This window comes from Streptomyces sp. NPDC047061 (genome assembly GCF_040643955.1).
Classification (GTDB): domain Bacteria; phylum Actinomycetota; class Actinomycetes; order Streptomycetales; family Streptomycetaceae; genus Streptomyces.
The window spans coordinates 1-24,908 of record NZ_JBEYVI010000076.1 but is presented as its reverse complement, the minus strand read 5'-3'; the positions used below and the strand labels follow the sequence as shown (position 1 = coordinate 24,908).

Sequence of the window (24,908 nt, the reverse complement as noted above, 5' to 3'; positions counted from 1 at the left end):
CCCCATTCACGCGCCCCTGACCAGCAGGATCCGTCTCGCCGCCTGCCTCCGACCGAGTGATCGACGCAAATTCCCTCGAATTGGGCAACAGGGTCATCGAGACCTTCTACAACCGCCGCCGCCTGCGCAAGCACAAGACCTTCGGCTACCTCACCCCAGCCGAGACCAGGCAGCGGCATCAACACGCCCTCGCGACATAACCGACGAGTGTCCAAGATCACGGGGAAACTTCATGTCGACGAACTGCGGGTCGTTGGACAGCTTGAAGGTGTCCACCTGGTGCGGCTTGAGGCCGAACGTCCGCCAGATCCGCCCCACGGTGGACTTCGACAAGCCGCTCTCGGCGGCCATGGAAGCTCGCGACCAGTGCGTGGCGTCTTGCGGAGTGCGCTCCAGGGTAGCCACGACGAGTGCCTCGACCTCCTCGTCGGAGATCTTGCGCGGGGCACCGGGACGCGGCTCGTCCGCCAGGCCGTCCAGGCGCGACTCCAGGAAACGCCGGCGCCACTTGCCCACCGTCTGCGGCCAGATGCCCAGTTCGGCGGCCACCTGCTGGTTCGGCTTTCCCTCCGCGCAGCCCAGCACGATCCGGCAACGCTGAGCCAGGGCCTGAGCCGAGGTCGCCCGCCGCGACCAGCGCACCAGCGTCTCGCGCTCGTCGTCGGTCAACGTCACCTCGGCCACCGGCCGTCCCATGCGCGCCATGCGAGCAAGGCTACACATATTCAACGAACTTCAGGCGCAGGACACTAGGAGACCGCTGAAGATCTTGCTCGGGCCGCCCGGCTCGCCCCGGATTGCCGGTAAATGTCAATCAGACCAAAGCGTCGCAAGCCGGGCGCGATTTCAAGATTTTCAGGACGCTTCTAGGGCGTGTATCGGAAGTGGCTTGAGGGGCTGTTGGTTGTTCAGTCCCGATGCAGGGCGGCGAGCCAGCGGTCGTCCTGAAACTCGGCAGGGACTTCGTCCTCCCACGGATCGATCCCGCGGCGTTCCAGCTCTTCGAACCATCGGTCCCGCTGTGACTCGGGGAGACGCCGTCCGCACCACGGGCAGAAGCCGATGGTGATGCTCGACGTCCCTCCGTCGAGGATGATCAGCCCGTACTCCTGGAACCTGGCGCTGAAGTCGATCAGCGCGTCGGGGCAGGCGAAGGGGTCGTCGTGCTGGTCACAGCGCACGTTCACGCGGCGGCTCATCGCCTCGCAGCAGTGGTTGGTCATGACCTCGGCTTCTTGCGCATTGGCACCATGCCCAGAAGTAGATCACGGCCTGTGATGATCGTCGGGTGGCACGTGGAGATCCGACAAATACGCAGTGGTACCGGCTGAAGCTGCTGTTACCCAAGGGCAGGAAGCCAGGTCGCCCGCCGACATGGACCAGGCGCCAGCTGATCGACGGCATACGGTTCCGTACCCGTACCGGTGTCCCGTGGCGGGACGCGCCGGAGCGGTATGGGCCCTGGGCCCGGGTGTATGACCTCTTCCGCCGCTGGCAGCGGGATGGCACCTGGCAGCAGATCTTCACCGAACTAGAGGCCCAGGCCGACGCCAGGGAGCTCATCACCTGGGACCTCAACATCGACTCCACTGTGTGCCGGGCCCACCAGCACGCCGCCGGAGCGAGGAAAAGGGGGACCTGCAGGTCGAGCCGCCGGGCGGTATCAGCGTCGAGCCGGACGACCATGGACTCGGACGCTCGCGCGGCGGCCTGACCACCAAGCTGCACCTCGCCGTCGAGCAGGGGCAGAAGCTCATGTCGATCGTGATCACCGCCGGGCAGCGCGGTGACTCCCCGCAGTTCAAGGCCGTGTTGAAGAGGATCCGCGTCGCCCGTCTGGGTTCGGGGCGTCCGCGGACCCGGCCCAACCGGGTCCGTGCAGACAAGGCGTACGCGTCCCGCAAGAATCGGGCCTACCTGCGTCGACGCGGTATCCGCTGCACTATCCCGGACAAGGCCGACCAGGCCCACAACCGTAAGAAGCTCGGCTCCCATGGCGGCCGGCCACCAAAGTTCGACCCCGAGGACTACAAGGCTCGGCACGCGGTCGAGTGCGGCATCAATCGGCTCAAGAGGCATCGCGCCGTGGCAACTCGCTACAACAAACTCGCAGTCCGCTACGAGGCGACCGTCCTCGTCGCGGCCATCAACGAGTGGCTGTGACCAGCACTTCCGATACACACCCTAGAGAGCCCCTGATGGGACTCCACGCAGACAGGAACCCCAGCGGACAACGCTGGGGTTCCTTTGCGCCTCAGAGGGCCGTACAGAGCCTCTGTGGCTACCGACCAGCCCACCGGCCACAGCCGGTAGCGGGATACTCAGCAAGCCGTTCTCGCAGATATCCGGTTGTCTGTTCGTTTTCGAGGGAGCACCCGTCCAGCGTGCTGCGGAGCGCGATTGCCGCGCGCGTGGCCCGTTCGCTCAAGATCCGGTCATGCGCCTCGCGGTCCCCTACGGTCACAGGGTGGGGGATGTCGAAAGCTTCCAGAACAGCATGCACCAGGTCACGCACGGCGCGTGAGGGAACAGCCTCTCCGGGGGTGTTGTAGGAACCCTCCATACTGATCCACTGGCCCCTGCGTCTCACACATGACTCTCTCACCAAATCGGCGGCGGGATGCGGACTTGGGGCCTCTGACCTGGTCTTCCGTGCTCTCTGTGGACCCCACGTACGAGGGTGGTCATGTTACATACCCCACACGTCGAACTGACAGGGTTGTGCAAACTCTCCTTGGCCCGGAGCAGCCTCGTAGTACAGGATCGGCTCTCATGGACCTGCTGAACACGCTGGTGGACAAGGGGCTTCGGCGCGAGCTGCCGACCCGCGAGGAAGCGCTCGCCGTACTGGCGACCTCCGACGACGACATGCTCGACGTGGTGGCCGCGGCCGGCAAGGTGCGCCGGCACTGGTTCGGGCGGCGCGTGAAACTCAACTACCTGGTCAACCTCAAGTCGGGCCTGTGTCCCGAGGACTGCTCCTACTGCTCGCAGCGGCTGGGCTCCTCCACCGGGATCCTGAAGTACAGCTGGCTGAAACCCGACGAGGCCTCGAAGGCGGCCGCCGCGGGCCTGGCCGGGGGCGCCAAGCGGGTCTGTCTGGTGGCCAGCGGACGCGGCCCGACCGACCGGGACGTGGACCGGGTCGCCGGCACCATCAAGGCCATCAAGGAGCAGAACGAGGGCGTCGAGGTGTGCGCCTGCCTCGGCCTGCTCTCCGACGGCCAGGCGGAGCGGCTGCGCGAGGCGGGCGCGGACGCCTACAACCACAACCTCAACACGTCCGAGGGGACGTACGGGGACATCACGACCACGCACACGTACGCCGACCGGGTGGACACGGTCAACAAGGCGCACGCGGCGGGGCTGTCGGCCTGCTCCGGTCTGATCGCCGGCATGGGCGAGAGCGACGCGGACCTGGTCGACGTGGTCTTCTCGCTGCGCGAGCTGGATCCTGACTCCGTTCCGGTGAACTTCCTGATCCCGGTCGAGGGCACCCCGCTGGCCAAGGAGTGGAACCTCACCCCGCAGCGCTGCCTGCGCATCCTGGCGATGGTGCGGTTCGTCTGCCCGGACGTCGAGGTCCGGATCGCGGGCGGCCGCGAGGTCCATCTGCGCACCATGCAGCCGCTCGCGCTGCACCTGGCCAACTCGATCTTCCTCGGCGACTACCTCACCACCGAGGGCCAGGCCGGCCAGACCGACCTGGAGATGATCGCGGACGCCGGGTTCGTGGTGGAGGGCGCCGACGAGGTGACGCTCCCGCAGCACCGGGCCGAGGCGCAGGGTGCCGGCTGCGGGTCGCACGGGGCCGAGGGCGCCGGGTGCGGATCGCACGCGGCGGAAGGCGCGGGCTGCGGGTCGCACGCGGGCGAGGGCGCCGGATGCGGTTCGGTGTGCGGATCCCACGAGGGTGCGGCCGAGGCTGTGACTGTCCCCGCCACCGTCCCCGCCAACGAGCCGCGCACCGACCTGGTCGCCGTCCGCCGCCGTGGCGCCGGAACGGATCTCGCGCCCAATGCCTGACGTGCCCGGCCTGAGCGTCCCCGAGCTGCTGGACCTTGACCGTCGGCACGTGTGGCATCCGTACGGCCCGATGCCCGGCCGGGCCGAACCGCTCGTCGTGGAGTCGGCGAGCGGGGTCCGGCTGCGGCTCGCGGACGGCTCGGGCGAACTCGTCGACGGCATGTCGTCCTGGTGGTCGGCGATCCACGGCTACAACCACCCGGTGCTCAACGAGGCCGCGCACGACCAGCTCGGCCGGATGAGCCATGTGATGTTCGGCGGGCTCACCCACGAGCCCGCCGTCCGGCTGGCCAAGCTCCTCGTCGACATCACACCCGCCGGCCTGGAGCACGTCTTCCTCGCCGACTCGGGGTCGGTGTCGGTCGAGGTCGCGGTGAAGATGTGCCTGCAGTACTGGCGCTCCCTCGGCCGCCCCGCCAAGCAGCGCCTGCTGACCTGGCGCGGCGGCTACCACGGCGACACCTGGCAGCCGATGTCCGTCTGCGACCCCGAGGGCGGGATGCACGAGCTCTGGTCCGGGGTGCTGCCCCGCCAGGTGTTCGCCGACGCGCCGCCCGCGGAGTACGACGAGGCGTACGCCGGGCACCTGCGCTCGATGGTCGAGCGGCACGCGCACGAGCTGGCCGCGGTGATCGTGGAGCCGGTGGTGCAGGGCGCCGGCGGGATGCGCTTCCACTCCCCCGCCTACCTGCGGGTGCTGCGCGAGGCGTGCGACGCGCACGACGTGCTGCTGGTGTTCGACGAGATCGCGACCGGCTTCGGGCGCACCGGCGCGCTGTTCGCGGCGGACCACGCGGCCGTCACCCCGGACGTGATGTGCGTGGGCAAGGCGCTGACCGGCGGCTACCTGACGATGGCGGCGACCCTGTGCACGCCCCGGGTCGCCGAGGGGATCTCGCGGGGCGAGGTGCCGGTGCTGGCCCACGGGCCGACGTTCATGGCCAACCCGCTCGCGGCCTCGGTCGCCTGCGCCTCGCTCGGGCTGCTCCTCGGCCAGGACTGGCTCACGGAGGTCAAGCGGATCGAGGCGGGGCTGCGGGAGGGCCTGGCACCCGCCCGGGAGCTCCCCGGTGTCCGGGACGTCCGGGTCCTCGGTGCCATCGGGGTGGTCCAGCTCGACCACGAGGTCGACATGCCGGCCGCGACAGCCGCCGCGGTCCGCGAGGGCGTGTGGCTGCGGCCGTTCCGCGACCTGGTGTACACGATGCCGCCGTACGTCACGGGTGACGCGGACGTGGCACGGATCGCGCGCGCGGTGTGCGCCGCCGCGCGGGAGGGATGAACATGCCGATCCTGGTGATCACGGGGACGGGCACGGAGGTCGGCAAGACGGTCACCACGGCCGCGATCGCCGCCGCCGCGGGCCGCTCGGTGGCGGTCCTGAAGGCCGCGCAGACGGGCGTGGGACCGGACGAGCGCGGGGACGCCGACGAGGTCGCGCGGCTCGCGGGAGCCGTGACGGCGGCCGAAGTGGCCCGATTCCCGGAGCCGTTGGCGCCGGGCACGGCGGCCCGGAGAGCGGGAATGGCCCCCGTGCATCCGCAGGACGTGGCGGAGGCAGCGGCCAAGCTGGCCACCGAGCACGAACTGGTGCTGGTGGAGGGCGCGGGCGGGCTGCTCGTCCGGTTCGACGCGGCGGGCGGCACGCTGGCGGACGCGGCCCGGCTGCTGAACGCACCGGTGCTGGTGGTGGTGTCGGCCGGACTCGGCACGCTGAACACGACCGAGCTGACGGCCCGTGAACTGCGGGCCCGGGAGCTGGAGTTGCTGGGCGTGGTGATCGGCAGCTGGCCCGACTCCCCCGATCTGGCGTCGCGGTGCAATGTCGCCGACCTGCCGGAGGTGGCGGGGGCGCCGCTGCTGGGTGCGGTGCCGGCCGGGGCGGGTGCCCTCTCCCCCGCCGACTTCCGTACGTTGGCGCCGAGTTGGCTGTCGGCGCGGCTGGACGGGAGCTGGGACGCGGAGGCGTTCCGGGGGCGGGTAGCGCGTTAGTGCCGGGGCAGGCCGCGTCGGTCGGGTGCGCCGGTGGAGCGCCCCTTTAGGGGCGCGGGGAACTGCGCGACCAGCCACGACGGCGCCGCACCCGACCGACGGCCTAGGGCGATGCGCCCAGCAGCCGTACCAGTTCGATCCGGGATCGGATCCCCAACCGGCTGAAGACCCCCCGCAGATGGTGGTCGATGGTGCGGGGGCTGAGGTTGAGCCGGTCGGCGATTTCCCGGTTGGTGGCGCCCTCGGCGGCCATCCGGGCGACCATGAGCTGCTGGGCGGTGAGCACGGCGGCCGGGTCGGGCGCACTGGTGGCAGGTGTCAACGCCGTGCCCAGAGCGCGGAGTTCGGCGCGGGCCTGGGCGGCGCAGTGCGGGGCGCCGAAGGACTCGAAGGCCTCCAGGGCGTTGTGCAGCCGGTCCCGGGCCTCGGTGCGCTGCCGCAGCCGGCGCAGCGCACCGCCGAACAGCAGCTCGGTGCGGGCGCGTTCGAAGTCCCGGGTGCCGCGGGCGTGCAGGTCGAGGGCGGCACGGTAGTGCTGGACCGCCTCGGCGCCGGGGGCGAGCAGGGCCCGGCAGCGGGCGCTGAGGGCGAGGTCGTCGGGGCTGCGGACGGCGGTGGCCCAGCGGTGGTAGTCGGCGTGCGCGGCACGGGCGACCCTGGTGTCGCCGGTGCGTACGGCGGCCTCGACGTAGTGCGGGGTGGCCAGGTGCCGGATGGCCCGGTGGCCGTGCCCGGGACCGAAGCCGGCGAGGGCGCGCAGCCGGGCGGCGGCCGCCGGGAAGCGGCCGTTGGTCAGGTCGAGGAAGGCGAGCGCCCACTGGGCGAGGGCGGCGGGCAGGCCCAGTCCGTGGGCCAGGGCGTGCGAGCGGGCGGCCGCCGCGCGCTCCCGGCAGGCCTCCTCGTCGCCGGTGACGGCGGCGAACATGGCGAGCGCGGCCTGGAGATGGCAGGCCCCGTTGTCCTGCCCGGCGGCGTAGGCCTGGCGCAGGGCGTCCTGGGCGGCGGCCTCGGCGGCCCGGGGGCGGCCGGTCCAGAAGTCGGCGTAGGCCCGGAACTCCATGGCCTGTGCTTCCGTCCCGGGGATGCCGCGGGCCCGGGCGGAGGCGGCGGCCCGGAGGGTGGCGGTGACGGTCCGGGTGTGGTCGCCGAGCATCAGCGCGGCGATGCCGGAGTGGATCAGCGGACCGGGGTCGCCGCCGGGCCCACAGCGGCCGGACGTGCCCTTGAGGAGGACGCGGGCGTCGGCGTAGCGGCCCTCGACTGCGCAGGCGAGTGCGGCGAGGATGCCGGACGGCGGGAGGTCCAGCCACTGGGCGAGGACATGGGCCTCGCGGCAGCGTCTGAGGTCGCCGGTGTAGACGGCGGCCTCGGTGGCGAGGGCGAGGAGTTCGACCGCATCGGCGGAACGTTCCTGCCGTACCGCGGCGGTGAGCAGGGCGTCGAAGGCCTCGGCGGCGTTGCCGGCTCTGAGGGCGAGGACGCCGTTGAGGGCGGTGTTGTCGGTACGGGCGGCAAGCCGTCTGGCCCGGTCGGGCTCCCCGGAGCACCAGGCGTCGGCGGCGGCCCGGGCGAGCAGCCGGGCCTCCTCGGCCGGGTCGGGGCAGAGGTCGGCGGCACGCTCGGCGAGGGCGCGGGCCAGGGCGGGCCGCCCTTCGGCGCGGGCCCGGTCGGCGGCGGTGCGCAGCTCGGCCGCGAGCCGGGTGCTGGGGCCGAGGGCGGCGGCGCCGCGGTGCCAGGTGCGCCGGGTCGTCTCGTCCTTGCCGCCGAGCACCCGGGCGAGCAGCAGGTGGGCCTCGCGCCGGTCGGCCGGTGAGGCGGTCTCGTAGGCGGCGATCCGGGTCCAGGGGTCGCGGAAGAACACCCCGCCGGCGCTGGCGTGGGCGATCCCGGCCGCCTCGGCCGCCTCCAGCGGGCGGGTGTCGAGCCGGCCGGCGGTGACCGCGCGCAGGAAGGCGTGGGTGGCCACCGGGTACTGGTCGGCGGCGGCGAGCAGCAACAGCAGCCGGGCCTCGTCGGGCAGGGCGCGGATCTCCCGGCGCAGGGCATGGAGCAACCCCGGTGCCAGTTCGGCCGGTTCGACCGGCAGCGGGTCGGCGCCGGCCGCCTGCCGTTCGGTGAGACGCGGCACGAGTTCGGCCACGGCGCGCTGGTCTTCGTATACGACGCGGAGCACCCGGGCGCGGACGCCCTCGGGGAGCGCCGAAGCCGGGCACGGCCCCGCGTCGGTCGGCTGCGGTGGCGAAGTGCGGTCGAGAGGTGGGGGGTTCACCGGTATCACCACACCAAAGACGTTACTGGCGAGTTAGTTGACTCGTAAAGACTGGCGACTTCACCGATGCGGCGCGCGTAGACCCGTCCTGACACTCCTGAACAACCCCACCCGTTTCAGGAGGCATCATGCAACGCGCCAAGCGTCGCATCGCAACCGCTCTGTCGGCGATTGCCGGTTCGCTCCTTCTGTCCCTCCCCCTGAGTGCCAGCACCGCGCACGCGGCGAGCCACGACCCGATCGTGTTCGTACACGGTCTGAGCAGCGACTCCAGCAGCTGGAACACCTGGATCTCGGACTTCGAGGCGGACGGCTACTCGTCCTCCGAGCTGTACGCGATCTCGTACGACTGGACGAAGTCGAACGTCACCACCGCCTCGACGCTATCCAGCTACATCCAGTCCGTCCTCTCCAAGACCGGCGCCTCCAAGGTCGACCTGGTGGTGCACTCCATGGGCGCGCTCAACAGCCGCTACTACCTCAAGAACCTCGGCGGGACCTCGTACGTGGACGACTTCGTCTCGGTCGCCGGGGTGAACCACGGGACGAGCGTCGCCTCGCTGTGCGGGTGGCTGTACACGTCCTGCAAGGAGATGACGACCGGCAGCTCGTTCCTGACCGCCCTGAACTCCGGTGACGAGACGCCCGGCAGCGTCTCGTACGCGGCGTACTGGTCGGACTGCGACGCGGCGATCGACCCGGACACCTCGGCGGAGCTGAGCGGGGCGACCAACGTCGACGTGGGCTGCATCTCGCACACCGACATGAACGACGACTACGGCGTCTACCAGCAGGTGCGCAACTTCATCTCGTAGGACCTGCCGCGGGGGTGCGACGGGCCCGTGCGGGGGACAATCACCGTAGGCCTGCTTCCGTCAGGAGGTCCGTCATGCGGCTGCTGTCCGCCGGCGCCGGGACACCGGTGCGGGATCCCGTCCACCACCCGCTGTTCGCCCGTTTCTACGCCCGCTGCAGCGTGACCGCCGAGACCAGACTCGGCATGGCCGCGATCCGGGAGCGGCTGCTCTCCGGACTGTCCGGGCGCGTGATCGAGATCGGGGCCGGCAACGGGCTCAATTTCGCGCGGTATCCCGGTTCGGTCGCGGAGGTCGTCGCGATCGAACCGGAGCGCACCCTGCGGCAGTTGGCGGCGGACGCCGCCGTGCGGGCCGATGTCCCGGTGGACGTGGTGCCGGGTGCGGCGGAGGCGCTGCCGGTGAAGAGCGAGGCCTTCGACGCGGCGGTGCTGTCCCTGGTGCTGTGCAGTGTCCGGGACGTGCAGCGGGCGCTCGCGGAGGTGCGGCGGGTGCTGCGGCCGGGCGGTGAGCTGCGGTTCTTCGAGCACGGCGTGGGCGGCGGCCCGGCGATGAGGCTCACCCAGCGGGCCCTGGACCGGACGGTGTGGCCGCTGCTGAGCGGCGACTGCCATCTGTCCCGGGACCCGGTCGCCGAGCTGCGCGCGGCCGGGTTCGAGCTCGGCCCCTACCGCCGGGTGTTCCTGCCGGAGAACGGGCCGCGGCTGCCCTCCTCGTACTGCGCGCTGGGCGTCGCCCGCAAACCCCCGGAAGCCTGAGAGCCTGATCACGGGCTCGGCCGGACCGGTCACAGGCTCCAGCGGCGCAGTTCCTCGGCGATGTCGGCGACGCCCGCCTCGCCGTTCTTGACCAGCCGGGCCAGGTCGCGGACCTGCTCGGGCGAGGTGGCGACCTTGAGGCCGCTGGCGACCAGGTAGGCGTAGGCGACCGAGGACGCGAACAGCGCGTTCGAGCGCTCCAGGGCCGGGACGTGGATCAGGAGCTGCAGCAGGGCGGCGGCCCGGGCGTGCGGGGTGTCGTAGACGGGGACGTCGAATATCTCGGCCCGATGCCTGGCGACGGCGGCGATCAGCGCACCCCAGTCGGTGACCTGCGGGTCACCCGGGGTCTTCTGTTCGGCGAGCATGAGGAGCCAGGCGAGGTCGATCGTCAGGTCGCTCAAGGGATCAGTGACGGCCTTCGGTCTTGTCAGACGTGTCGCTACCGTGCGGCTCGCCGAACTCCTCGGCGAAGACGGACTCGTACTGCTTCATGAAATCGGCGGCGGCCTCGACGAACGTCCGGCCGGCCTCACCCGTGTCCTGCATGACCAGTTCCTCTATGTAGCGGTTGACGCTCACACCACGCGCGAGAGCGCGTTCGCGGGCCGCCTTGGCGGTGCCCTCGTCCACGCGCACGTTCAGCTGGGTCTTCGCCATACCTCGAAGCTAGCGCGACCGCGCTAGCAATGCCAGCGCGCATCGGAATCGAAAAGTGATACCGGCTGTGGGACGGGTCACACTACGCTCGACCCGGACAAAGACCCCGGCAAAGAGGTCGGGTGACCGTCGGGTGAAACGGGGAGGCAGTCTTGTCCACAGCAGCTGCGGAGGCGCCTGCCGCCGACGGGGTCGCGGCCCGTGCGCGCGGGCTGACCAAGGCGTACGGCGCGGGCGAGACGGCGGTGCTCGCGCTGGACTCGGTGGACGTGGACATCGCGCGCGGCCGCTTCACCGCGGTCATGGGCCCGTCGGGCTCGGGCAAGTCCACGTTGATGCACTGTCTGGCGGGGCTGGACACGGTGTCGGCCGGTCAGGTCTGGCTCGGCGGCACCGAGATAACCGGGCTGCGGGAGCGCGAGCTGACGCGGCTGCGCCGGGACCGGATCGGGTTCATGTTCCAGTCGTTCAACCTGATCCCGACGCTGAACGCGGCCGAGAACATCACCCTGCCCATGGACATCGCGGGCAAGAAGCCCGACGAGAAGTGGCTGGACCAGGTCATCGACACGCTCGGGCTGCGGGACCGGCTCAAGCACCGGCCGGCGCAGCTCTCGGGTGGCCAGCAACAGCGCGTGGCCTGCGCGCGGGCGCTGGCCTCCCGCCCGGAGCTGATCTTCGCCGACGAGCCGACCGGGAACCTGGACTCACGGGCGGGTCTGGAGGTGCTGGGCTTCCTGCGGGAGGCCGTCGACCAGCTCGGCCAGACGGTCGTCATGGTGACCCACGACCCCGGCGCCGCCGCCCACTCCGACCTGGTGCTCTTCCTCGCGGACGGCCGGATCGTGGACCGGATGGAGGGGCCGACGGCGGACGCCGTGCTCGAACGGATGAAGCGGTTCGACGTGGGACGCGGGTCCTCCGGGCCCGAGGAGGACTGACCCGGTGCTCAAGGCAACCCTGCGCAGCTTCCTCGCGCACAAGGGACGGCTGACGCTGTCCGCGCTGGCCATCGTCCTGTCCGTGGCGTTCGTCGCGGGCAGCCTGATCTTCTCCGACACCGTCACCCGCACCTTCGACCGGCTGTTCGCCTCCACCTCCGCCGACGTGACGGTGGAGCCGAAGCAGGACCTCAAGTCGTCGGTGCCCACCGGCGCCGTCCAGACCGTGCCGGCCTCGCTCGCGGGCGAGGTGGCGAAGGTCGACGGGGTCGCGGACACCCACGCGGACGTCTCGGTGCAGAACATCGTGGTGGTCGACAGCCACAACAAGTCGGTCGGCCCGACCACCGGCGCCCCGACCATCGCCACCGACTGGTACCTCACCCATCGCAGCCCCGTGAAGCTCACCTCGGGCCATGCCCCGCAGGGCGCCGGACAGGCGCTGCTCGACGCGGACACCGCCGACAAGAAGCACGTCCGGATCGGCGACACGCTGACCGTGCAGGCCCAGCCGGGCACCTTCAGGGTCGAGATCGTCGGCATCGCGACCTTCACCACCACCAACCCCGGCGCGGCCCTGGTCTTCCTCGACCCGGCGGTGGCCGCGAAGGAGTTGCTGGGCTCGACGGGCCGGGCCACCAGCATCTCGGTGGACGCGGCGCAGGGCGTGACGGACGCCGAGCTCAAGGGCCGTATCGGCGCGGCGATCGGCACCGGGACGTACGACCTGAAGACCGCCGACGAGCAGGCCAAGTCGTCGGCCGCGGACCTCGGCGGCTTCCTCGACGTCATCAAGTACGTGATGCTGGGATTCGCCGGGATCGCGACCCTGGTGGGCGTCTTCCTCATCGTCAACACCTTCTCCATGCTGATCGCGCAGCGCACCCGGGAACTGGGGCTGCTGCGCGCCCTGGGCGCGGACCGGCGGCAGGTGCGGCGGTCCGTGCTCACCGAGGCGGTGCTGCTGGGCCTGGTCGGTTCGACGCTGGGCCTGGGCGCCGGGGTCGGGCTGGCGTTCGGGCTGATCAAGCTGATGAGCGCGTTCGGGATGAACCTCAAGGCCACCGAGATGGTCGTCGGCTGGGGCACGCCGGTCGCCGCGTACGTCGTGGGCGTCGGCGTCACCTTCGTCGCCGCGTACCTGCCCGCCCGGCGTGCGGCCGGCGTGTCCCCGATGGCGGCGCTCGCGGACGCCGAGATCGCCGGGATCGGCAAGCCGCTGAAGGTGCGGGCGATCGCGGGCGGGGTCGTCGGGGCGCTCGGGGCGGCGGCCCTCGCGGGCTGTGCCGCGGCCTCGAAGACCGCCTCCGCCGCCTCGCTGCTGGGCCTCGGGGTCGTGCTGACCCTGATCGCGACCGTCATCGCCGGGCCGCTGCTCGTCCGCCCCGTGATCCGGGTCCTCGGCGGGGCCTTCCCCGCCCTGTTCGGCCCGGTCGGCCGGATGAGCCAGCGCAACGCCCTGCGCAACCCCCGCCGCACCGGCGCCACCGCCGCCGCGCTCATGGTGGGGCTCGCACTGGTCGGCGGGATGTCGGTGGCCAGCGCCTCTATGTCCAAGTCCTTCGACCAGCAGATCGACAAGACGCTGGGCGCCGACTTCGTCGTCCAGAACAGCAACTTCCTGCCGTTCACCCAGGAGATCACCGACAAGGTGCGGGGCACGGAGGGCGTGGATCTCGTCGTACGGCAGCGGTTCGCGGCGGTTGCGGTTCGGCTGCCGGACGGCAAGCGGGTCACCACGACCGCCGCCGGGTACGACCCCCAGGTCGACGAGGTCGCCCATGTCACCTACAAAGACGGCGACACCGCGGCCGCGCTGGCCGCCGGCAGTCTCGGCATGGACGCCACCTTCGCCGCGGACCACAAGGTGCGCCTCGGCAGCGTGCTCCCGGTCGAGTTCCAGGGCGGGAAGCGGGCCGAGATGAAGGTGGGCGCCCTCACCGACCAGGACGGCAGCAGCGGCTTTGGCACGCAGGGCGGGCTGTTCTTCGGCATCGCCACCGTGGAGAAGTACGTCCCCGGCGGCCAGGACTCCTCGCTGTACGTCAACCGGGCCCCGGGCACCACTGCCGACCAGGTGCGCTCGCGGCTGGAGAAGACGCTGGCGCCGTACCCGCAGGTGCAGGTCCGCGACCAGGCCGACTACAAGAAGCTGGTGCACGACCAGATCGCCGTGCTGCTCTACCTCGTGTACGCGCTGCTCGGGCTCGCGATCGTGATCGCGGTGCTCGGGGTGGTCAACACCCTGGCCCTGTCGGTCGTGGAGCGGACCCGGGAGATCGGGCTGCTGCGCGCGATCGGGCTGGCCCGGCGGCAGCTGCGCCGGATGATCCGGCTGGAGTCGGTGGTGATCGCGGTGTTCGGCGCGGTGCTGGGGCTGGCGCTGGGCCTGGTGTGGGGCGTGTGCACCCAGCAGGTCCTGGCGCTCCAGGGCATGAAGGCGCTCGCCGTTCCGTGGGGCACGATCGTCGCGGTCGTGATCGGCTCGGCGGTGGTGGGCATCGTCGCCGCGCTGCTGCCGGCGTTGCGTGCGTCGCGGATGAACGTGCTGGCGGCGATCGCGCACGAATGACTCGGATCGCCGCACGAATGCCTCCAGTCGCCGCACGAGTGGCTCAAGTCGCCTACTGCTGAGGAGAGTTCATGCCGCGCCCGTTCCGTTTCGGGGTCAACCTGCTCACGCCCGCGGCGGCCGGCGAATGGCGCGCGAAGTGCCGGCGCGCCGAGGAACTCGGGTACGACGTGCTTCTCGTCCCCGACCATCTCGGCATGCCGGCGCCGTTCCCGGCGCTGGTCGCGGCGGCCGGGGCCACCGAGCGGCCCCGGCTCGGCACCTTCGTGCTCAACGCGGCCTTCTGGAACCCGACGCTGCTGGCCCGCGAGGTGGCGACGACCGCCGCGCTGACCGACGGCCGTCTCGAACTCGGGCTCGGCACCGGCTATGTGCAGGCGGAGCACGACCGGGCCGGGCTGCCGTTCGGCTCGCCGGGCGAGCGGGTGGACCATCTGCGGCGCACGGTCGAGGAGTTGCTGAAGTCGGACGGGTGCGAGGTGCCGTTGCTGATCGGTGCCAACGGCGACCGGATGCTGCGGCTGACCGCCGAGCACGCGGACATCGCGGCCTTCACCGGGGCCCGCCTGACACCGGGCAACACGGAGGGTCGCCTGGAACCGGTCACGGCGGATGAACTCGACGAACGGGTGGCCCGCTACACGGAGTCGGCGGTCGGCCGCGAGGAACCCGCCGAACGGAACCTGCTCATCCAGATCGTGGCGATCACCGACGACCCGTCGGCCGCGCTCGGCCCGCTGCTGGAGCGGCGGCCGGAGCTGACCCTGGACCGGGCCCTCGCCCTGCCGACCGTCCTCGTCGGCACGCTGGAGGAGGTCGTCGCACGGGTACGGGGGCTGCGCGAGCGGTACGGGTTCTCGTATCTGACCGTGCTGGAGCCGTACATGGAGGCGTTCACCCCGGTGCCGAAGGCGCTGTCCGCATAGTGGAATCGGCGGGTGGGCCAGGGCTGTTGTGATGGGATCGCCGTATGACCGACCTGCGTATACGGACCGCCGGGCCCGACGACCTGGACAGCGTGCTCGCCTTCTGGAAGACGGCGGCCGAGGGCACCAGCATCAGCGACGACCGCGGCGGGGTGGACCGTCTCCTCGCCACCGACTCCGAGGCCCTGCTCCTCGCCGAACTGGACGGTGAGCTCGTCGGCACGGTGATCGCGGGCTTCGACGGCTGGCGCTGCCATCTGTACCGGCTGGCCGTGCACCCCGAGCGGCGCCGCCGCGGCATCGGCTCGGCCCTGCTGGCGGCCGCCGACGAGCGGTTCGTACGGCTCGGCGGGCGACGCGCGGACGCGATGGTGCTGGTGCGCAACGAGACCGCGCACCATGCCTGGCAGGCCGCGGGGTACGAGCCCCAGGAGCAGTGGCGGCGGTGGGTGAAGCCGCTGACGGACGGCGGCCACTGAGGCTACTTTGCCGATCCTTTACCATTGGGGAGACAGTCGTTCCCCGATGAAAGGTGTGTGAGCGTCCAGCCATGGGCGAGCCTCCCGGTCCTGTCCGCAGCCAACACCGCGCGGTCCCGTCCGCCCTGTCCGATCATGGGACGGAGGTGACCCGATGACCGAAGTGCTCCTCCTGCTGGTGGCGATCCTGCTGTCGCTCGCCTGCGGCGCCTTCGTCGCGGCCGAGTTCTCGCTGACCACGGTCGAGCGCGGCGAGCTGGAGCGCGCCGTGGCACGCGGCGAGCGCGGGGCGGCGGGTGCCCTCAAGGCCGTGCGGAACCTGACGTTCCAGCTCTCGGGGGCGCAGCTCGGCATCACGGTCACCAATCTGGTGGTCGGCATGCTCGCCGAGCCCTCGATCGCCAAGCTGCTGGCCGGCCCGCTGGAGGCCGTGGGCATCGGGGCGTCGGCGGCGAGCTCGCTGGCGCTGGTGATCGGCACCGCCCTGTCCACGGTGTTCCTGATGGTCGTCGGCGAGCTGGTGCCCAAGAACTGGGCGATCTCCGCACCGCTGGCCGTGGCCAAGCGGGTGGGCAACGCCCAGCGCTGGTTCAGCGCGGCCTTCCGGCCGTTCATCACGCATCTCAACAACGCCGCGAACCGGCTGGTACGGCGCCTGGGCATCGAACCCGCCGAGGAGCTGGCCTCCGCGCGCGGGCCCCAGGAGCTGGCCGCGCTGGCCCGGCACTCCGCCAAGCAGGGCGCGCTGGAGGCGGACACCGCCGAGCTGTTCGTGCGCACGCTCAACCTCGCCGATCTCACGGCCGAGAACGTGATGACCCCGCGCGTCCAGGTCGTCGCCCTGGAGGTCCGGGCGACCTGCGAGGACGTGGCGAACGCGACCCGGGCGACCGGCCTGTCCCGCTTCCCGGTCTACGAGGACAGCCTGGACTCGGTCGTCGGCACCGCCCACATCAAGGACATCGTCGCCATGCCCGCCGAGGAGCGGGCCCGGGTCCGGGTCGCCCAGGTGATGCGCGAACCCCTGCTGGTCCCCGAGTCCCTCACCGTCGACCGCCTCCTGGACCGCCTCGGCGGCCGGCGCACCATGGCCGTCGTGATCGACGAGTACGGCGGTACGGCCGGGGTCGCCACCCTGGAGGACATCGTCGAGGAGGTCGTCGGCGAGGTCCGCGACGAGCACGACCCGCACGAGACGCCCGACCTCGCCCCCGCCGGTGCCGACGCGACGGGCCGAGCGCTCTACTCGGCGGACGGCGCGGCCCGCATGGACCAGCTCGCGCGCGTGGGCCTCAGGCCGCCCGAGGGGCCGTACGAGACGCTGGCCGGGCTGATCGCGGCCGAGCTGGGCCGGATACCCGAGACCGGGGACGGTGTCGAGGTCGCCGGCTGGCGCCTGGACGTGGTGGACGCGTCGGGACGGCGAGCGGCCCGGGTGCTGCTGCACGCACCGCTCGGCGGCGAGGACGACGAGACGGGCCGGGAGGGGCAGCGGTGACCGCCGTACAACTGCTGATCGGTTTCGCGACGCTGGTCGTGAACGCGTTCTTCGTCGGCGCCGAGTTCGCGCTGATCTCCGTGCGCCGCTCCCAGATCGAGCCGCACGCCGAGGCGGGCGACCGGCGGGCCAGGAGCGTGCTGTGGGGGCTGGAGCACGTGTCCGCGCTGCTGGCCGCCGCCCAGCTCGGCATCACGCTGTGCACGCTGGTGCTGGGTGTGGTCGCGGAGCCGGCGATCGCGCACCTCCTGGAACCGGTGTTCCACGCGGTCGGCGTGCCCACGAGCGCGGGCCACGTCGTCTCCTTCGTGATCGCGCTGTCCCTCGCGACCTACCTGCACATGCTGCTGGGCGAGATGGTGCCGAAGAACGTGGCACTGGCCGAGCCGGTGCGCAGCGCGCTGCTCCTCGGCCCTCCCCTGGTCGCGCTGTCCCGGGCGCTGCGCCCGGTGATCTTCACGATCAACGCCTTCGCCAACGGCCTGCTCAGGCTGCTCCGCGTGGAGACCAGGGACGAGGTCTCGGCGACCTTCACGGACACCCAGCTCGCCGAGATCGTGAAGGACGCCAGCGAGGCGGGCCTGATCGACGACCGGGCGCAGGAGCGGCTGCACGACGCCCTGGAGCTGGGCCGGCGGCCGGTGCGGGACGTGGTGGTGCCGCTGGAACGCGTCGTCTACGCGCGCGTGGGCGTCACCCCGGAGGAGCTGGAGCGGCTGTCGGCGGAGTCGGGCTTCTCCCGGTTCCCGGTGGTGGACGAGGGACGGCGGAACGTCGGCTACCTGCACGTCAAGGACGCGCTGGACGCCTCGCCCCGGGACGAGGCGTTCCGGCTACGGGACATGCGGCCGATCGCCCGGGTGCGGGAGGACACCCCGCTGGACGACGTGCTCACCGCGATGCGCGGCAGCCGTACCCACCTGGCGGGCGTGCTCGGCGACGACGGGCGGCTGGCGGGTCTGGTGACGATGGAGGACGTGCTGCGGGAGCTGTTCGGGCAGCACGCCTAGGGCCGCACCGGAGAAGGAGTCTCCGTCGGAGGGAGTGACCGACCGGCGGGTATGCGCCCCGGGATACCATCTCTGACGCCATGCAGAAGAACCCGGTGCTTCCCGCACACTCCAGTCTGGTCGCGATCGGCGACTCCTTCACCGAGGGCATGTCGGACCTCAAGCCCGACGGCTCCTACCGGGGCTGGGCCGACGTCCTCGCCGCCCGGATGGCCGCCCGCGCCCCCGGCTTCCGCTACGCGAACCTCGCGGTGCGCGGCAAGCTGATCGGCCAGATCGTCGAGGAGCAGGTGGACGTGGCGGTCGCGATGCGGCCCGACGTGATCACGCTGGTCGGCGGCCTCAACGACACGCTGCGCCCCAAGTGCGACATGGGGCGGGTCCGGGACCTGCTCACCGAGGCGGTGGAGCGGCTGGCGCCGGCCTGCGAGCGGCTGGTGCTGATGCGCAGCCCCGGCCGCCAGGGCCCGGTCCTGGAGCGGTTCCGGCCCCGTATGGAGGAGCTGTTCGCCGTCGTCGACGAACTGGCCGAGCGGCACGGCGCGCTCGTCGTCGACCTGTACGGCGCGCCTTCGCTGGCCGACCCCCGGATGTGGGACGTGGACCGGCTGCACCTGACGGCCGAGGGGCACCGCAGGGTCGCCGAGGCGGTCTGGCAGACCCTCGGCTACGAGCCCGAGGACACCGGGTGGCGCACCCCGATCCCGGCCACGCCCCCGCCCGGCTGGGTCGCCCGCCGGGTCGAGGACGCCCGCTTCACCAGGGAGTACCTCCTGCCGTGGATAGGCCGCCGGCTCACCGGCCGCTCCTCCGGCGACGGCCGCGCGCCGAAGCGGCCGGAGCTGCTGCCGTACGAGGCGTAGGGGCGGTCCCGTGCCCACCCGGGTGATCAATGTCAGGGGCCGGATCCACGCGTTCGGCCCCCGGCTGGAACACGCCCCCGCGGGCGTCGTCTACGTGGGCCGCCGCTGGACCATGGGCGGCTGGGATCTCCCCCGCCATCCCCTGTACAACCCCTTCGCCTACGACACCCCGAAGAAGAAGCGGGACGGCACCCGGGCCGAGGTGATGGCGATGTACCGGGCGTATCTGCTGGAGCGCCCCGAGCTGCTGGAACTGGTGGCCGAACTGCGCGGAAAGACACTGGCCTGCTGGTGCGCGCCCGAGCTGTGCCACGCGCACGTACTGGCGGAACTGGCCGACCTGCCCCAGCCGTGACCTGGCTCTCGTAGCTTCGCACAAGCCGACTCATGGCGCTGGCCTGCAGGAATCGCCAGTAGAATCCGTACACGTGACTTCAGCCGCGCCCGCCAAGCCCCGCATTCCGAACGTCCTCGCCGGACGCTACGCCTCCGCCGAGCTCGCCACGCTCTGGTCGCCCGAGCAGAAGGTGAAGCTGGAGCGGCAGCTCTGGCTCGCCGTGCTGCGGGCCCAGAAGGACCTCGGGATCGAGGTGCCGGACGCGGCGATCGCCGACTACGAGCGGGTCCTCGACACCGTGGACCTGGCCTCCATCGCCGAGCGCGAGAAGGTCACCCGGCACGACGTGAAGGCGCGGATCGAGGAGTTCAACGACCTCGCCGGGCACGAGCACGTGCACAAGGGCATGACCTCCCGGGACCTGACGGAGAACGTCGAGCAGCTGCAGATCCGGCTCTCCCTGGAGCTCATGCGCAGCCGTACGGTGGCCGTCCTCGCCCGTCTGGGCAGGCTGGCCGGCGAGTACGCCGAGCTGGTCATGGCCGGCCGCTCCCACAACGTGGCCGCGCAGGCCACCACCCTGGGCAAGCGTTTCGCGACGGCCGCCGACGAGCTGCTGGTGGCGTACGGCCGCGTCGAGGAGCTGCTGGCCCGCTATCCGCTGCGCGGCATCAAGGGCCCGGTCGGCACGGCCCAGGACATGCTGGACCTGCTGGGCGGGGACGCGTCGAAGCTCGCGGAGCTGGAGGACCGGATCGCGCGGCACCTCGGCTTCTCGCAGGCGTTCACCTCGGTCGGCCAGGTCTACCCTCGCTCGCTGGACTACGAGGTGGTGACCGCGCTCGTACAGCTGGCCGCCGCCCCCTCCTCGCTGGCCAAGACGATCCGGCTGATGGCCGGGCACGAGCTGGTCACCGAGGGCTTCAAGCCGGGCCAGGTCGGCTCCTCGGCGATGCCGCACAAGATGAACACGCGGTCCTGCGAGCGTGTCAACGGCCTCATGGTGATCCTGCGCGGCTACGCCTCGATGACCGGCGAGCTGGCGGGCGACCAGTGGAACGAGGGCGACGTGTCCTGCTCGGTGGTGCGCCGGGTGGCTCTGCCGGACGCCTTCTTCGCGCTCGACGGCCTGCTGGAGACGTTCCTGACGGTCCTCGACGAGTTCGGCGCCTTCCCGGCCGTCATCGCCCGCGAGCTGGACCGCTACCTCCCGTTCCTCGCCACCACCAAGGTGCTGATGGGCGCGGTGCGTGCGGGCGTCGGCCGTGAGGTCGCGCACGAGGCGATCAAGGAGAACGCCGTCGCCACCGCGCTCGCGATGCGCGAGCAGGGCGCCGAGCGCAACGACCTGCTCGACAAGCTCGCCGCGGACGGGCGGCTGCCGCTGGACCGCGAGCAGCTGGCGGCTCTGATGGCCGACAGGCTGTCCTTCACGGGCGCGGCCGCCGCCCAGGTCGGTGTCGTCGTCGGCCGGATCGAGGAACTCGTCAAGCAGCACCCCGAGGCCGCCGGTTACACCCCCGGAGCGATCCTCTGACCGGCCGTTCCCCTCGCTTCACGGCGGCGGAACTGGAGGCCGCCCGCGACCGTCTGGTACCGGACGTGCTCGCGGACGGCCTCCACGTCCTGTTCTGCGGGATCAACCGACGTCTAGAAACACGCCGTTGACCTGCGCAGAAACACGACTCGAAAGATCAACTGGGAAAAGATTGGGAAACGGTGCAGCATTTCCGCGATCCGCAACTCTAGTCCCGGTGTCACGTTCGCATACACGCCCTCTGCTCCCCCGATCTCGACGGTTACTCCCCCGATCTCGACTGTGCTGGAACGCCAGCTCGGCCGGGATCGGGTACGGCTCGCCACGAGTGACCGGGTGTTCCCGGCCCCGCTCCTGCACCGGCTCCCGCGCGGCGTGCTGCACCGGGCACGGCTGCTGGTGCGCCCGGACACTGTGCTGCACCGGCACCGTGACCTGGTCTCGCGCCGCCACGCGACCCGTTCCCGGCCGGGGCGTGCGGGGCGGCCGCGTACCGTGCGCCCGATCCGCGTTCTCGTGCTGCGTCCGGCGCTACCTGCGACCGGGAACGCCAAGACGGCCGCTGCTGCCCCGACCAACGAGCCGCCAGCCCCGCCGGGCATCGGCCTCCCTCCGCCGGACAGGCAAGAAACGGCTTGAATCCTGGCTGCGCAACCGCAAGGTCCTGCGCGCCGACCGGCTGGCCGAGACAGCCCTGGAGGCTGCCGGGCGTCAGCACACCAGCCTGCCCGGCGAGAAACTCACCGCTCAGATGGTGCACACGCTCGCGCTGGAAGTGATGGCCCTCAATCAGCAGATCACCGAGCTCGACAAGGCGATCGAGGCACGGTTTCGCGACCATCGGGACTTCGAAGTGATCACCAGCATGCCGGGCCTGGGTGTCATCCTCGGCGCCGAGTTCCTGGCCGCGACCGGCGGTGACATGACCGCCTTCGGCACCGCAGACCGCCTCGCCGGCTTCGGCGGCGTCGCACCCGTGCCCCGCGACTCCGGCAAAATCAGCGGCAATCTCCACCGGCCGCGGCGCTACAACCGCCGCCTCCAACGAGTCTTCTACATCTCCGCGTTGTTCAGCATCCGCCATTGCGAGGACTCCCGCCGGTTTTACGAACGCAAGCGAGCCGAAGGCAAGCGCCACATCCAGGCAGTCCTCGCCTTGGCTCGCCGCCGCGTCAACGTCCTGTGGACCCTCCTCCGCGACGGACGGACCTACGAACTCGTGCCGCCCGCTGCTCTCGCGGCTTGACTGAACCGCTCCGGGTCTGATGGAGGCTCCGGACTGCCCCGAGTTGGGTGGTCGAGTTGCTTGGTTTCAGGCGACTGGAGTCCGCACAAATGCTCATACACAGTCCAGAATCACCCGCGCATCGCAAGCGAGCAGTACGGCAGAGACACCCCTGATCCCCGCCCGGACGCCACAAGCCGACCGGACAGCGCGAACATCAGGGCCCAGGCGTACCGGTCACCTCAAACCGACCTGAACCGGCACCCACCGTTCGAACGAGCAGAGCCGACCGCTCACCAGAAGGGATGTTGCATGCGGTGACGAATTCATCAGAACTGCAACGACCATCGTCACATAGTTAGACTCCGAGCATGCCTACGTCAGTCCAGCCCAGCAACCGGTTCGAGCGGCGCCGCGCCGAGACCCGCCAAGCGCTCATCCGCGCAGCCCGGCAGATCCTCGCCGAAACCGGTGACACGAGCGCCAGCATCCAGGCGATCGCCGAGCGCGCCGACGTCGGCTTCGGCTCCTTCTACAACCACTTCGAGTCGAAGACGGAGCTGTTCGAGGCGGCAGTGGTGGACGCCCTGGAAGAGTTCGGCCAGGCCTTCGACGAGCAGCTGGCCGGCATCGACGACCCGGCGGAACTGGTCGCGGCGGGCTTCCGGCTCAGCGCCCGGATGGCGGACTCGCACCCGGAGCTGATGCAGGTTCTGCGCCGCCGCGGTCTCGGCCACATCCACACCGAGAACGGCCTGACCACCCGGGCCCTGCGGGACGTCCAGGTGGGCATGGCCTCAGGCCGCTTCACCGACGTCGACCCGACCGTGGCCCTGTCCGCGCTCGGCGGCACCCTGCTGTCCCTGGTGGAGCTGCGGTTCTCCCGTCAGGACCTGGACTGCGACGAGACTGCGGCGAACCTCGCCAAGATGGTGCTGCGCATGCTGGGCGTCCCGCCGGAGGAGGCCCACGAGGTCGCCCGGCGCCCCCTTCCCGACCTCGTCCGAGCTTCCTCCGGCACCATTCCCACGCGGACAAACTCGGGTGGAAGGTGACCGAACGGCCGGTGAAGCGGGCGTCGACCCCACTCTGTGTGGTGGTGATCGACCGCAGATGCAACCCCTTTGGAATGTTCTCCAGTGGAATGGGCTCCGCCAGGGCCTTGCCGAGCATCGCCTTCAGCGGCGGCAGCAGTTCACCCCGAACGGCCCGGACGTCGGTGAAGGCGATGCGGTTGCCGCTCGCCGCCGAGACGGCGGCGCTCACGGTCACGTCACCACGACCGGTAGGCCGGCCGTCGCGTCGATTCGATGTGACCTGTCCGCCTGCGACACGGTCACACCCAGCGCGCTCGATACATCGTCGTACGACAGGAACGCGGTCGCGTCGACACTGCGGGCATGTGCCTCGTCGGCATTCCCCGAGATCTTCAGCCCGTCGACACCGACGGTCAGCTTGGTCACCGGCAAGGGCCTGGTCGTGTCATTGGCGGGTATGTCACGGGCAGTGATGTCGACGTGCCGAAGGCTGCCTCGGGCCGTGCTCACCTACGCGGCACCTTCGCCGTAACAGGGCTCGCCGACGAGATCACCATCGGGCCGAGGCCGGTCCATGGGTGTCTTCTCCTGGAAGTTTTCGGGGATCTTGTTGGGGTTGCGCCTGGGACGGGTGGAGCACTCAGGCAGTCATTCACTCGGACCGGCCGAGTCTTCGGACACAGGAGGCGGCGGCGTCACCGCCCACCCCCATCGCGATCAGCGCGGCGGTCGCGGTGCCCGTGCCGTCATCACTCCAGGTCCCGGCGTTCACGCACTCGAGGAGCCCCAGCAGATGCCCCTCCAACGCGCGGCTCGCCGGGCCGGGCGGAACGCTGACCTGAAAGACGCCCTGCCGCTGCCCCCGGGCGATGATCGCCGCCGCCCTTTCGCGTGCGGGCGCGAGAACCTCGTCGACCCGCTCGGCCCGCAGATCCTGGGGCGCTAGTCGAAGAAGGATGCGGTACCGGTCACCGACCGGCCACACGGCGAGCACGAAGCGTGCCAGCTCCGCGACCTCGTCCGGCGCGGGAGTCCCCAGAGCCCCGATCGCCTGTCGCAGTGACTCGGCGGCGTCCTCCACCAGCCCCTCCATGAGCGCGGCCCTGCCGTTGAAGTGGCCGTAGACCGTGCGACGCACCACCCCCGCCGCCTGGGCGATGTCACCGAGGCTGCTCTCTGGGTTGCGACTGAGCTCCTGCCGTGCGGCCTCGATGATGTGTGCCCGGGTAAGGCGGCTACGGCTGCGTTCCGGCCTGTCTGTCACCTGTGGGCGGGTCATGTCAGGACCTCCGGTCACTGAGGGGGACAACTCAATAGTTGCACACCAACGGGCAACAAGCTAATCTGCACACCATTGGGTAATTAATCGCCCGCGGTGCCCCGCAGCCTCAGGCCGTAGCTCGACTGCCCGCACCGGTCCGCACCCCCGAAGCCTCCGCTTCACCTCCTGCCGAGGAGCTTCCATGCCGCTCTTTGCAAGCACACCCGCCGAGAAGATGACGGAGCCCTATCCGCGCCGATGGTGGGCGCTGCTGGTGCTCTGTCTCAGCCTGCTGATCGTCGTCATGGCGAACACGTCACTGATCGTGGCGGCGCCGGACATGACGAAGGATCTGGGTCTGAGCAGCAGCGACCTGCAATGGGTCATCGACGGCTACACCGTCCCCTACGCCGCGCTGATGCTCGTGCTCGGCTCGATCGGCGACAAGTACAGCCGCCGCGGCGCCCTCGTCCTGGGCCTGCTGATCTTCGCCGGCGGCTCGGTCATGGGCAGCCAGGTCCACCACACCGACCTGGTGATCACCGCCCGCGCGATCATGGGCGTCGGTGCGGCCGTGGTGATGCCGGCGACGCTGTCACTGCTCGTCGCGATCTTCCCGAGGACCGAGCGCGCCCGGGCCATCACCGCCTGGACCGCCACGTCCGGCCTGGCCATCGCGGTCGGCCCGCTGGTCGCCGGCTG

23 protein-coding genes and 2 pseudogenes are annotated in these 24,908 nt (G+C 71.1%); 18 read left to right on the top strand and 7 right to left on the bottom strand.

Annotated elements, in window-relative coordinates:
• Positions 1 to 150: 150 nt before the first annotated feature.
• Together ABZ887_RS49250 and ABZ887_RS49245 are read right to left on the bottom strand one after the other, a co-directional pair.
• Positions 151 to 705, bottom strand: coding sequence for an IS630 family transposase (locus ABZ887_RS49250; protein WP_361305928.1), 555 nt, complete (start codon positions 703 to 705; stop codon positions 151 to 153).
• 203 nt (positions 706 to 908) lie between these two features.
• Entirely contained in the window at positions 909 to 1,223 is a 315-nt protein-coding gene (locus ABZ887_RS49245; protein WP_361305926.1) for a hypothetical protein, read from the bottom strand.
• 65 nt (positions 1,224 to 1,288) lie between these two features.
• Between ABZ887_RS49245 and ABZ887_RS49240 the strand changes: the two are divergent.
• The 4 genes and pseudogenes from ABZ887_RS49240 (at position 1,289) to bioD (ending at position 6,018) form a co-directional block, all read left to right on the top strand.
• Positions 1,289 to 2,163 (top strand): annotated as a pseudogene (locus tag ABZ887_RS49240) (IS5 family transposase).
• A 609-nt stretch (positions 2,164 to 2,772) separates the two neighbouring features.
• Positions 2,773 to 4,026, top strand: coding sequence for a biotin synthase BioB (bioB, locus tag ABZ887_RS49235; RefSeq protein WP_361305924.1), 1,254 nt, complete (start codon positions 2,773 to 2,775; stop codon positions 4,024 to 4,026).
• Complete coding sequence (locus ABZ887_RS49230; protein WP_361305922.1) at positions 4,019 to 5,308, top strand: adenosylmethionine--8-amino-7-oxononanoate transaminase; 1,290 nt, start codon at positions 4,019 to 4,021, stop codon at positions 5,306 to 5,308. The genes bioB and ABZ887_RS49230 overlap by 8 nt, the downstream gene beginning before the upstream one ends.
• A gap of 2 nt (positions 5,309 to 5,310) precedes the next feature.
• Positions 5,311 to 6,018, top strand: a complete 708-nt coding sequence (gene bioD, locus ABZ887_RS49225) for a dethiobiotin synthase (protein ID WP_361305932.1) — start codon at positions 5,311 to 5,313, stop codon at positions 6,016 to 6,018.
• Positions 6,019 to 6,121: 103 nt separating this feature from the next.
• On the opposite strand, the gene ABZ887_RS49220 is transcribed toward bioD, so the two are convergent.
• Complete coding sequence (locus ABZ887_RS49220; protein ID WP_361305930.1) at positions 6,122 to 8,296, bottom strand: LuxR C-terminal-related transcriptional regulator; 2,175 nt, start codon at positions 8,294 to 8,296, stop codon at positions 6,122 to 6,124.
• Between the two features lie 119 nt (positions 8,297 to 8,415).
• On the opposite strand from ABZ887_RS49220, the gene ABZ887_RS49215 reads away from it, so the two are divergent.
• Together ABZ887_RS49215 and ABZ887_RS49210 are read left to right on the top strand one after the other, a co-directional pair.
• The gene (locus tag ABZ887_RS49215; protein WP_361305920.1) at positions 8,416 to 9,102 is read left to right on the top strand and encodes a triacylglycerol lipase; all 687 of its coding nucleotides are present in this window, start codon (positions 8,416 to 8,418) and stop codon (positions 9,100 to 9,102) included.
• A gap of 74 nt (positions 9,103 to 9,176) precedes the next feature.
• Complete coding sequence (locus ABZ887_RS49210; RefSeq protein WP_361305918.1) at positions 9,177 to 9,860, top strand: class I SAM-dependent methyltransferase; 684 nt, start codon at positions 9,177 to 9,179, stop codon at positions 9,858 to 9,860.
• Positions 9,861 to 9,889: 29 nt separating this feature from the next.
• Here the strand turns inward: ABZ887_RS49210 and ABZ887_RS49205 are convergent, their stop codons facing one another.
• Together ABZ887_RS49205 and ABZ887_RS49200 are read right to left on the bottom strand one after the other, a co-directional pair.
• On the bottom strand, positions 9,890 to 10,264 hold the full coding sequence (locus tag ABZ887_RS49205; RefSeq protein ID WP_189266847.1) for a fic family toxin-antitoxin system, toxin component: 375 nt from the start codon (positions 10,262 to 10,264) through the stop codon (positions 9,890 to 9,892).
• A 4-nt stretch (positions 10,265 to 10,268) separates the two neighbouring features.
• Entirely contained in the window at positions 10,269 to 10,520 is a 252-nt protein-coding gene (locus ABZ887_RS49200; protein WP_189266846.1) for a toxin-antitoxin system HicB family antitoxin, read from the bottom strand.
• A 152-nt stretch (positions 10,521 to 10,672) separates the two neighbouring features.
• Here ABZ887_RS49200 and ABZ887_RS49195 point away from each other — a divergent pair, with 152 nt between their 5' ends.
• From ABZ887_RS49195 to ABZ887_RS49145, 11 genes and pseudogenes are all read left to right on the top strand, one after another.
• Positions 10,673 to 11,461, top strand: coding sequence for an ABC transporter ATP-binding protein (locus tag ABZ887_RS49195; RefSeq protein ID WP_361305915.1), 789 nt, complete (start codon positions 10,673 to 10,675; stop codon positions 11,459 to 11,461).
• Between the two features lie 4 nt (positions 11,462 to 11,465).
• On the top strand, positions 11,466 to 14,033 hold the full coding sequence (locus ABZ887_RS49190; protein ID WP_361305913.1) for an FtsX-like permease family protein: 2,568 nt from the start codon (positions 11,466 to 11,468) through the stop codon (positions 14,031 to 14,033).
• A gap of 71 nt (positions 14,034 to 14,104) precedes the next feature.
• Complete coding sequence (locus ABZ887_RS49185; RefSeq protein WP_361305911.1) at positions 14,105 to 14,959, top strand: TIGR03621 family F420-dependent LLM class oxidoreductase; 855 nt, start codon at positions 14,105 to 14,107, stop codon at positions 14,957 to 14,959.
• Between the two features lie 44 nt (positions 14,960 to 15,003).
• Complete coding sequence (locus tag ABZ887_RS49180) at positions 15,004 to 15,438, top strand: GNAT family N-acetyltransferase (RefSeq protein ID WP_361305909.1); 435 nt, start codon at positions 15,004 to 15,006, stop codon at positions 15,436 to 15,438.
• Positions 15,439 to 15,592: 154 nt separating this feature from the next.
• On the top strand, positions 15,593 to 16,936 hold the full coding sequence (locus ABZ887_RS49175) for a hemolysin family protein (RefSeq protein ID WP_361305907.1): 1,344 nt from the start codon (positions 15,593 to 15,595) through the stop codon (positions 16,934 to 16,936).
• Positions 16,933 to 17,946 (top strand): hemolysin family protein, encoded by a 1,014-nt coding sequence (locus ABZ887_RS49170; protein ID WP_361305905.1) that lies wholly within the window; start codon positions 16,933 to 16,935, stop codon positions 17,944 to 17,946. The genes ABZ887_RS49175 and ABZ887_RS49170 overlap by 4 nt, the downstream gene beginning before the upstream one ends.
• 80 nt (positions 17,947 to 18,026) lie before the next feature.
• Positions 18,027 to 18,809, top strand: coding sequence for an SGNH/GDSL hydrolase family protein (locus tag ABZ887_RS49165; protein WP_361305903.1), 783 nt, complete (start codon positions 18,027 to 18,029; stop codon positions 18,807 to 18,809).
• A 10-nt stretch (positions 18,810 to 18,819) separates the two neighbouring features.
• Positions 18,820 to 19,164, top strand: coding sequence for a DUF4326 domain-containing protein (locus ABZ887_RS49160; RefSeq protein ID WP_361305901.1), 345 nt, complete (start codon positions 18,820 to 18,822; stop codon positions 19,162 to 19,164).
• Positions 19,165 to 19,237: 73 nt separating this feature from the next.
• Positions 19,238 to 20,683: an adenylosuccinate lyase gene (purB, locus tag ABZ887_RS49155; protein ID WP_361305899.1), complete on the top strand. Its 1,446-nt coding sequence runs from the start codon at positions 19,238 to 19,240 to the stop codon at positions 20,681 to 20,683.
• Positions 20,684 to 21,290: 607 nt separating this feature from the next.
• Positions 21,291 to 21,929 (top strand): annotated as a pseudogene (locus tag ABZ887_RS49150) (transposase); the annotation flags it as partial.
• Positions 21,930 to 22,279: 350 nt separating this feature from the next.
• Complete coding sequence (locus tag ABZ887_RS49145; protein ID WP_361305897.1) at positions 22,280 to 22,963, top strand: TetR/AcrR family transcriptional regulator; 684 nt, start codon at positions 22,280 to 22,282, stop codon at positions 22,961 to 22,963.
• Between the two features lie 213 nt (positions 22,964 to 23,176).
• Here the strand turns inward: ABZ887_RS49145 and ABZ887_RS49140 are convergent, their stop codons facing one another.
• Positions 23,177 to 23,371, bottom strand: coding sequence for a hypothetical protein (locus ABZ887_RS49140; RefSeq protein ID WP_361305895.1), 195 nt, complete (start codon positions 23,369 to 23,371; stop codon positions 23,177 to 23,179).
• 226 nt (positions 23,372 to 23,597) lie between these two features.
• Positions 23,598 to 24,224, bottom strand: a complete 627-nt coding sequence (locus ABZ887_RS49135; protein WP_361305893.1) for a TetR/AcrR family transcriptional regulator — start codon at positions 24,222 to 24,224, stop codon at positions 23,598 to 23,600.
• Positions 24,225 to 24,408: 184 nt separating this feature from the next.
• Here ABZ887_RS49135 and ABZ887_RS49130 point away from each other — a divergent pair.
• A partial coding sequence (locus tag ABZ887_RS49130) for an MFS transporter (RefSeq protein WP_361305891.1) occupies positions 24,409 to 24,908 on the top strand: 500 nt, incomplete at its 3' end.

What these genes read in the sequence shown, in the direction of transcription:
- ABZ887_RS49250 (WP_361305928.1), bottom strand. Translation starts at nt 705, where the DNA reads ATGGCGCGCATGGGACGGCCGGTGGCCGAGGTGACGTTGACCGACGAC.
- ABZ887_RS49245 (WP_361305926.1), bottom strand. Translation starts at nt 1,223, where the DNA reads ATGACCAACCACTGCTGCGAGGCGATGAGCCGCCGCGTGAACGTGCGC.
- bioB (WP_361305924.1), top strand. Translation starts at nt 2,773, where the DNA reads ATGGACCTGCTGAACACGCTGGTGGACAAGGGGCTTCGGCGCGAGCTG.
- ABZ887_RS49230 (WP_361305922.1), top strand. Translation starts at nt 4,019, where the DNA reads ATGCCTGACGTGCCCGGCCTGAGCGTCCCCGAGCTGCTGGACCTTGAC.
- bioD (WP_361305932.1), top strand. Translation starts at nt 5,311, where the DNA reads ATGCCGATCCTGGTGATCACGGGGACGGGCACGGAGGTCGGCAAGACG.
- ABZ887_RS49215 (WP_361305920.1), top strand. Translation starts at nt 8,416, where the DNA reads ATGCAACGCGCCAAGCGTCGCATCGCAACCGCTCTGTCGGCGATTGCC.
- ABZ887_RS49210 (WP_361305918.1), top strand. Translation starts at nt 9,177, where the DNA reads ATGCGGCTGCTGTCCGCCGGCGCCGGGACACCGGTGCGGGATCCCGTC.
- ABZ887_RS49200 (WP_189266846.1), bottom strand. Translation starts at nt 10,520, where the DNA reads ATGGCGAAGACCCAGCTGAACGTGCGCGTGGACGAGGGCACCGCCAAG.
- ABZ887_RS49185 (WP_361305911.1), top strand. Translation starts at nt 14,105, where the DNA reads ATGCCGCGCCCGTTCCGTTTCGGGGTCAACCTGCTCACGCCCGCGGCG.
- ABZ887_RS49180 (WP_361305909.1), top strand. Translation starts at nt 15,004, where the DNA reads ATGACCGACCTGCGTATACGGACCGCCGGGCCCGACGACCTGGACAGC.
- ABZ887_RS49175 (WP_361305907.1), top strand. Translation starts at nt 15,593, where the DNA reads ATGACCGAAGTGCTCCTCCTGCTGGTGGCGATCCTGCTGTCGCTCGCC.
- ABZ887_RS49165 (WP_361305903.1), top strand. Translation starts at nt 18,027, where the DNA reads ATGCAGAAGAACCCGGTGCTTCCCGCACACTCCAGTCTGGTCGCGATC.
- ABZ887_RS49145 (WP_361305897.1), top strand. Translation starts at nt 22,280, where the DNA reads ATGCCTACGTCAGTCCAGCCCAGCAACCGGTTCGAGCGGCGCCGCGCC.
- ABZ887_RS49135 (WP_361305893.1), bottom strand. Translation starts at nt 24,224, where the DNA reads ATGACCCGCCCACAGGTGACAGACAGGCCGGAACGCAGCCGTAGCCGC.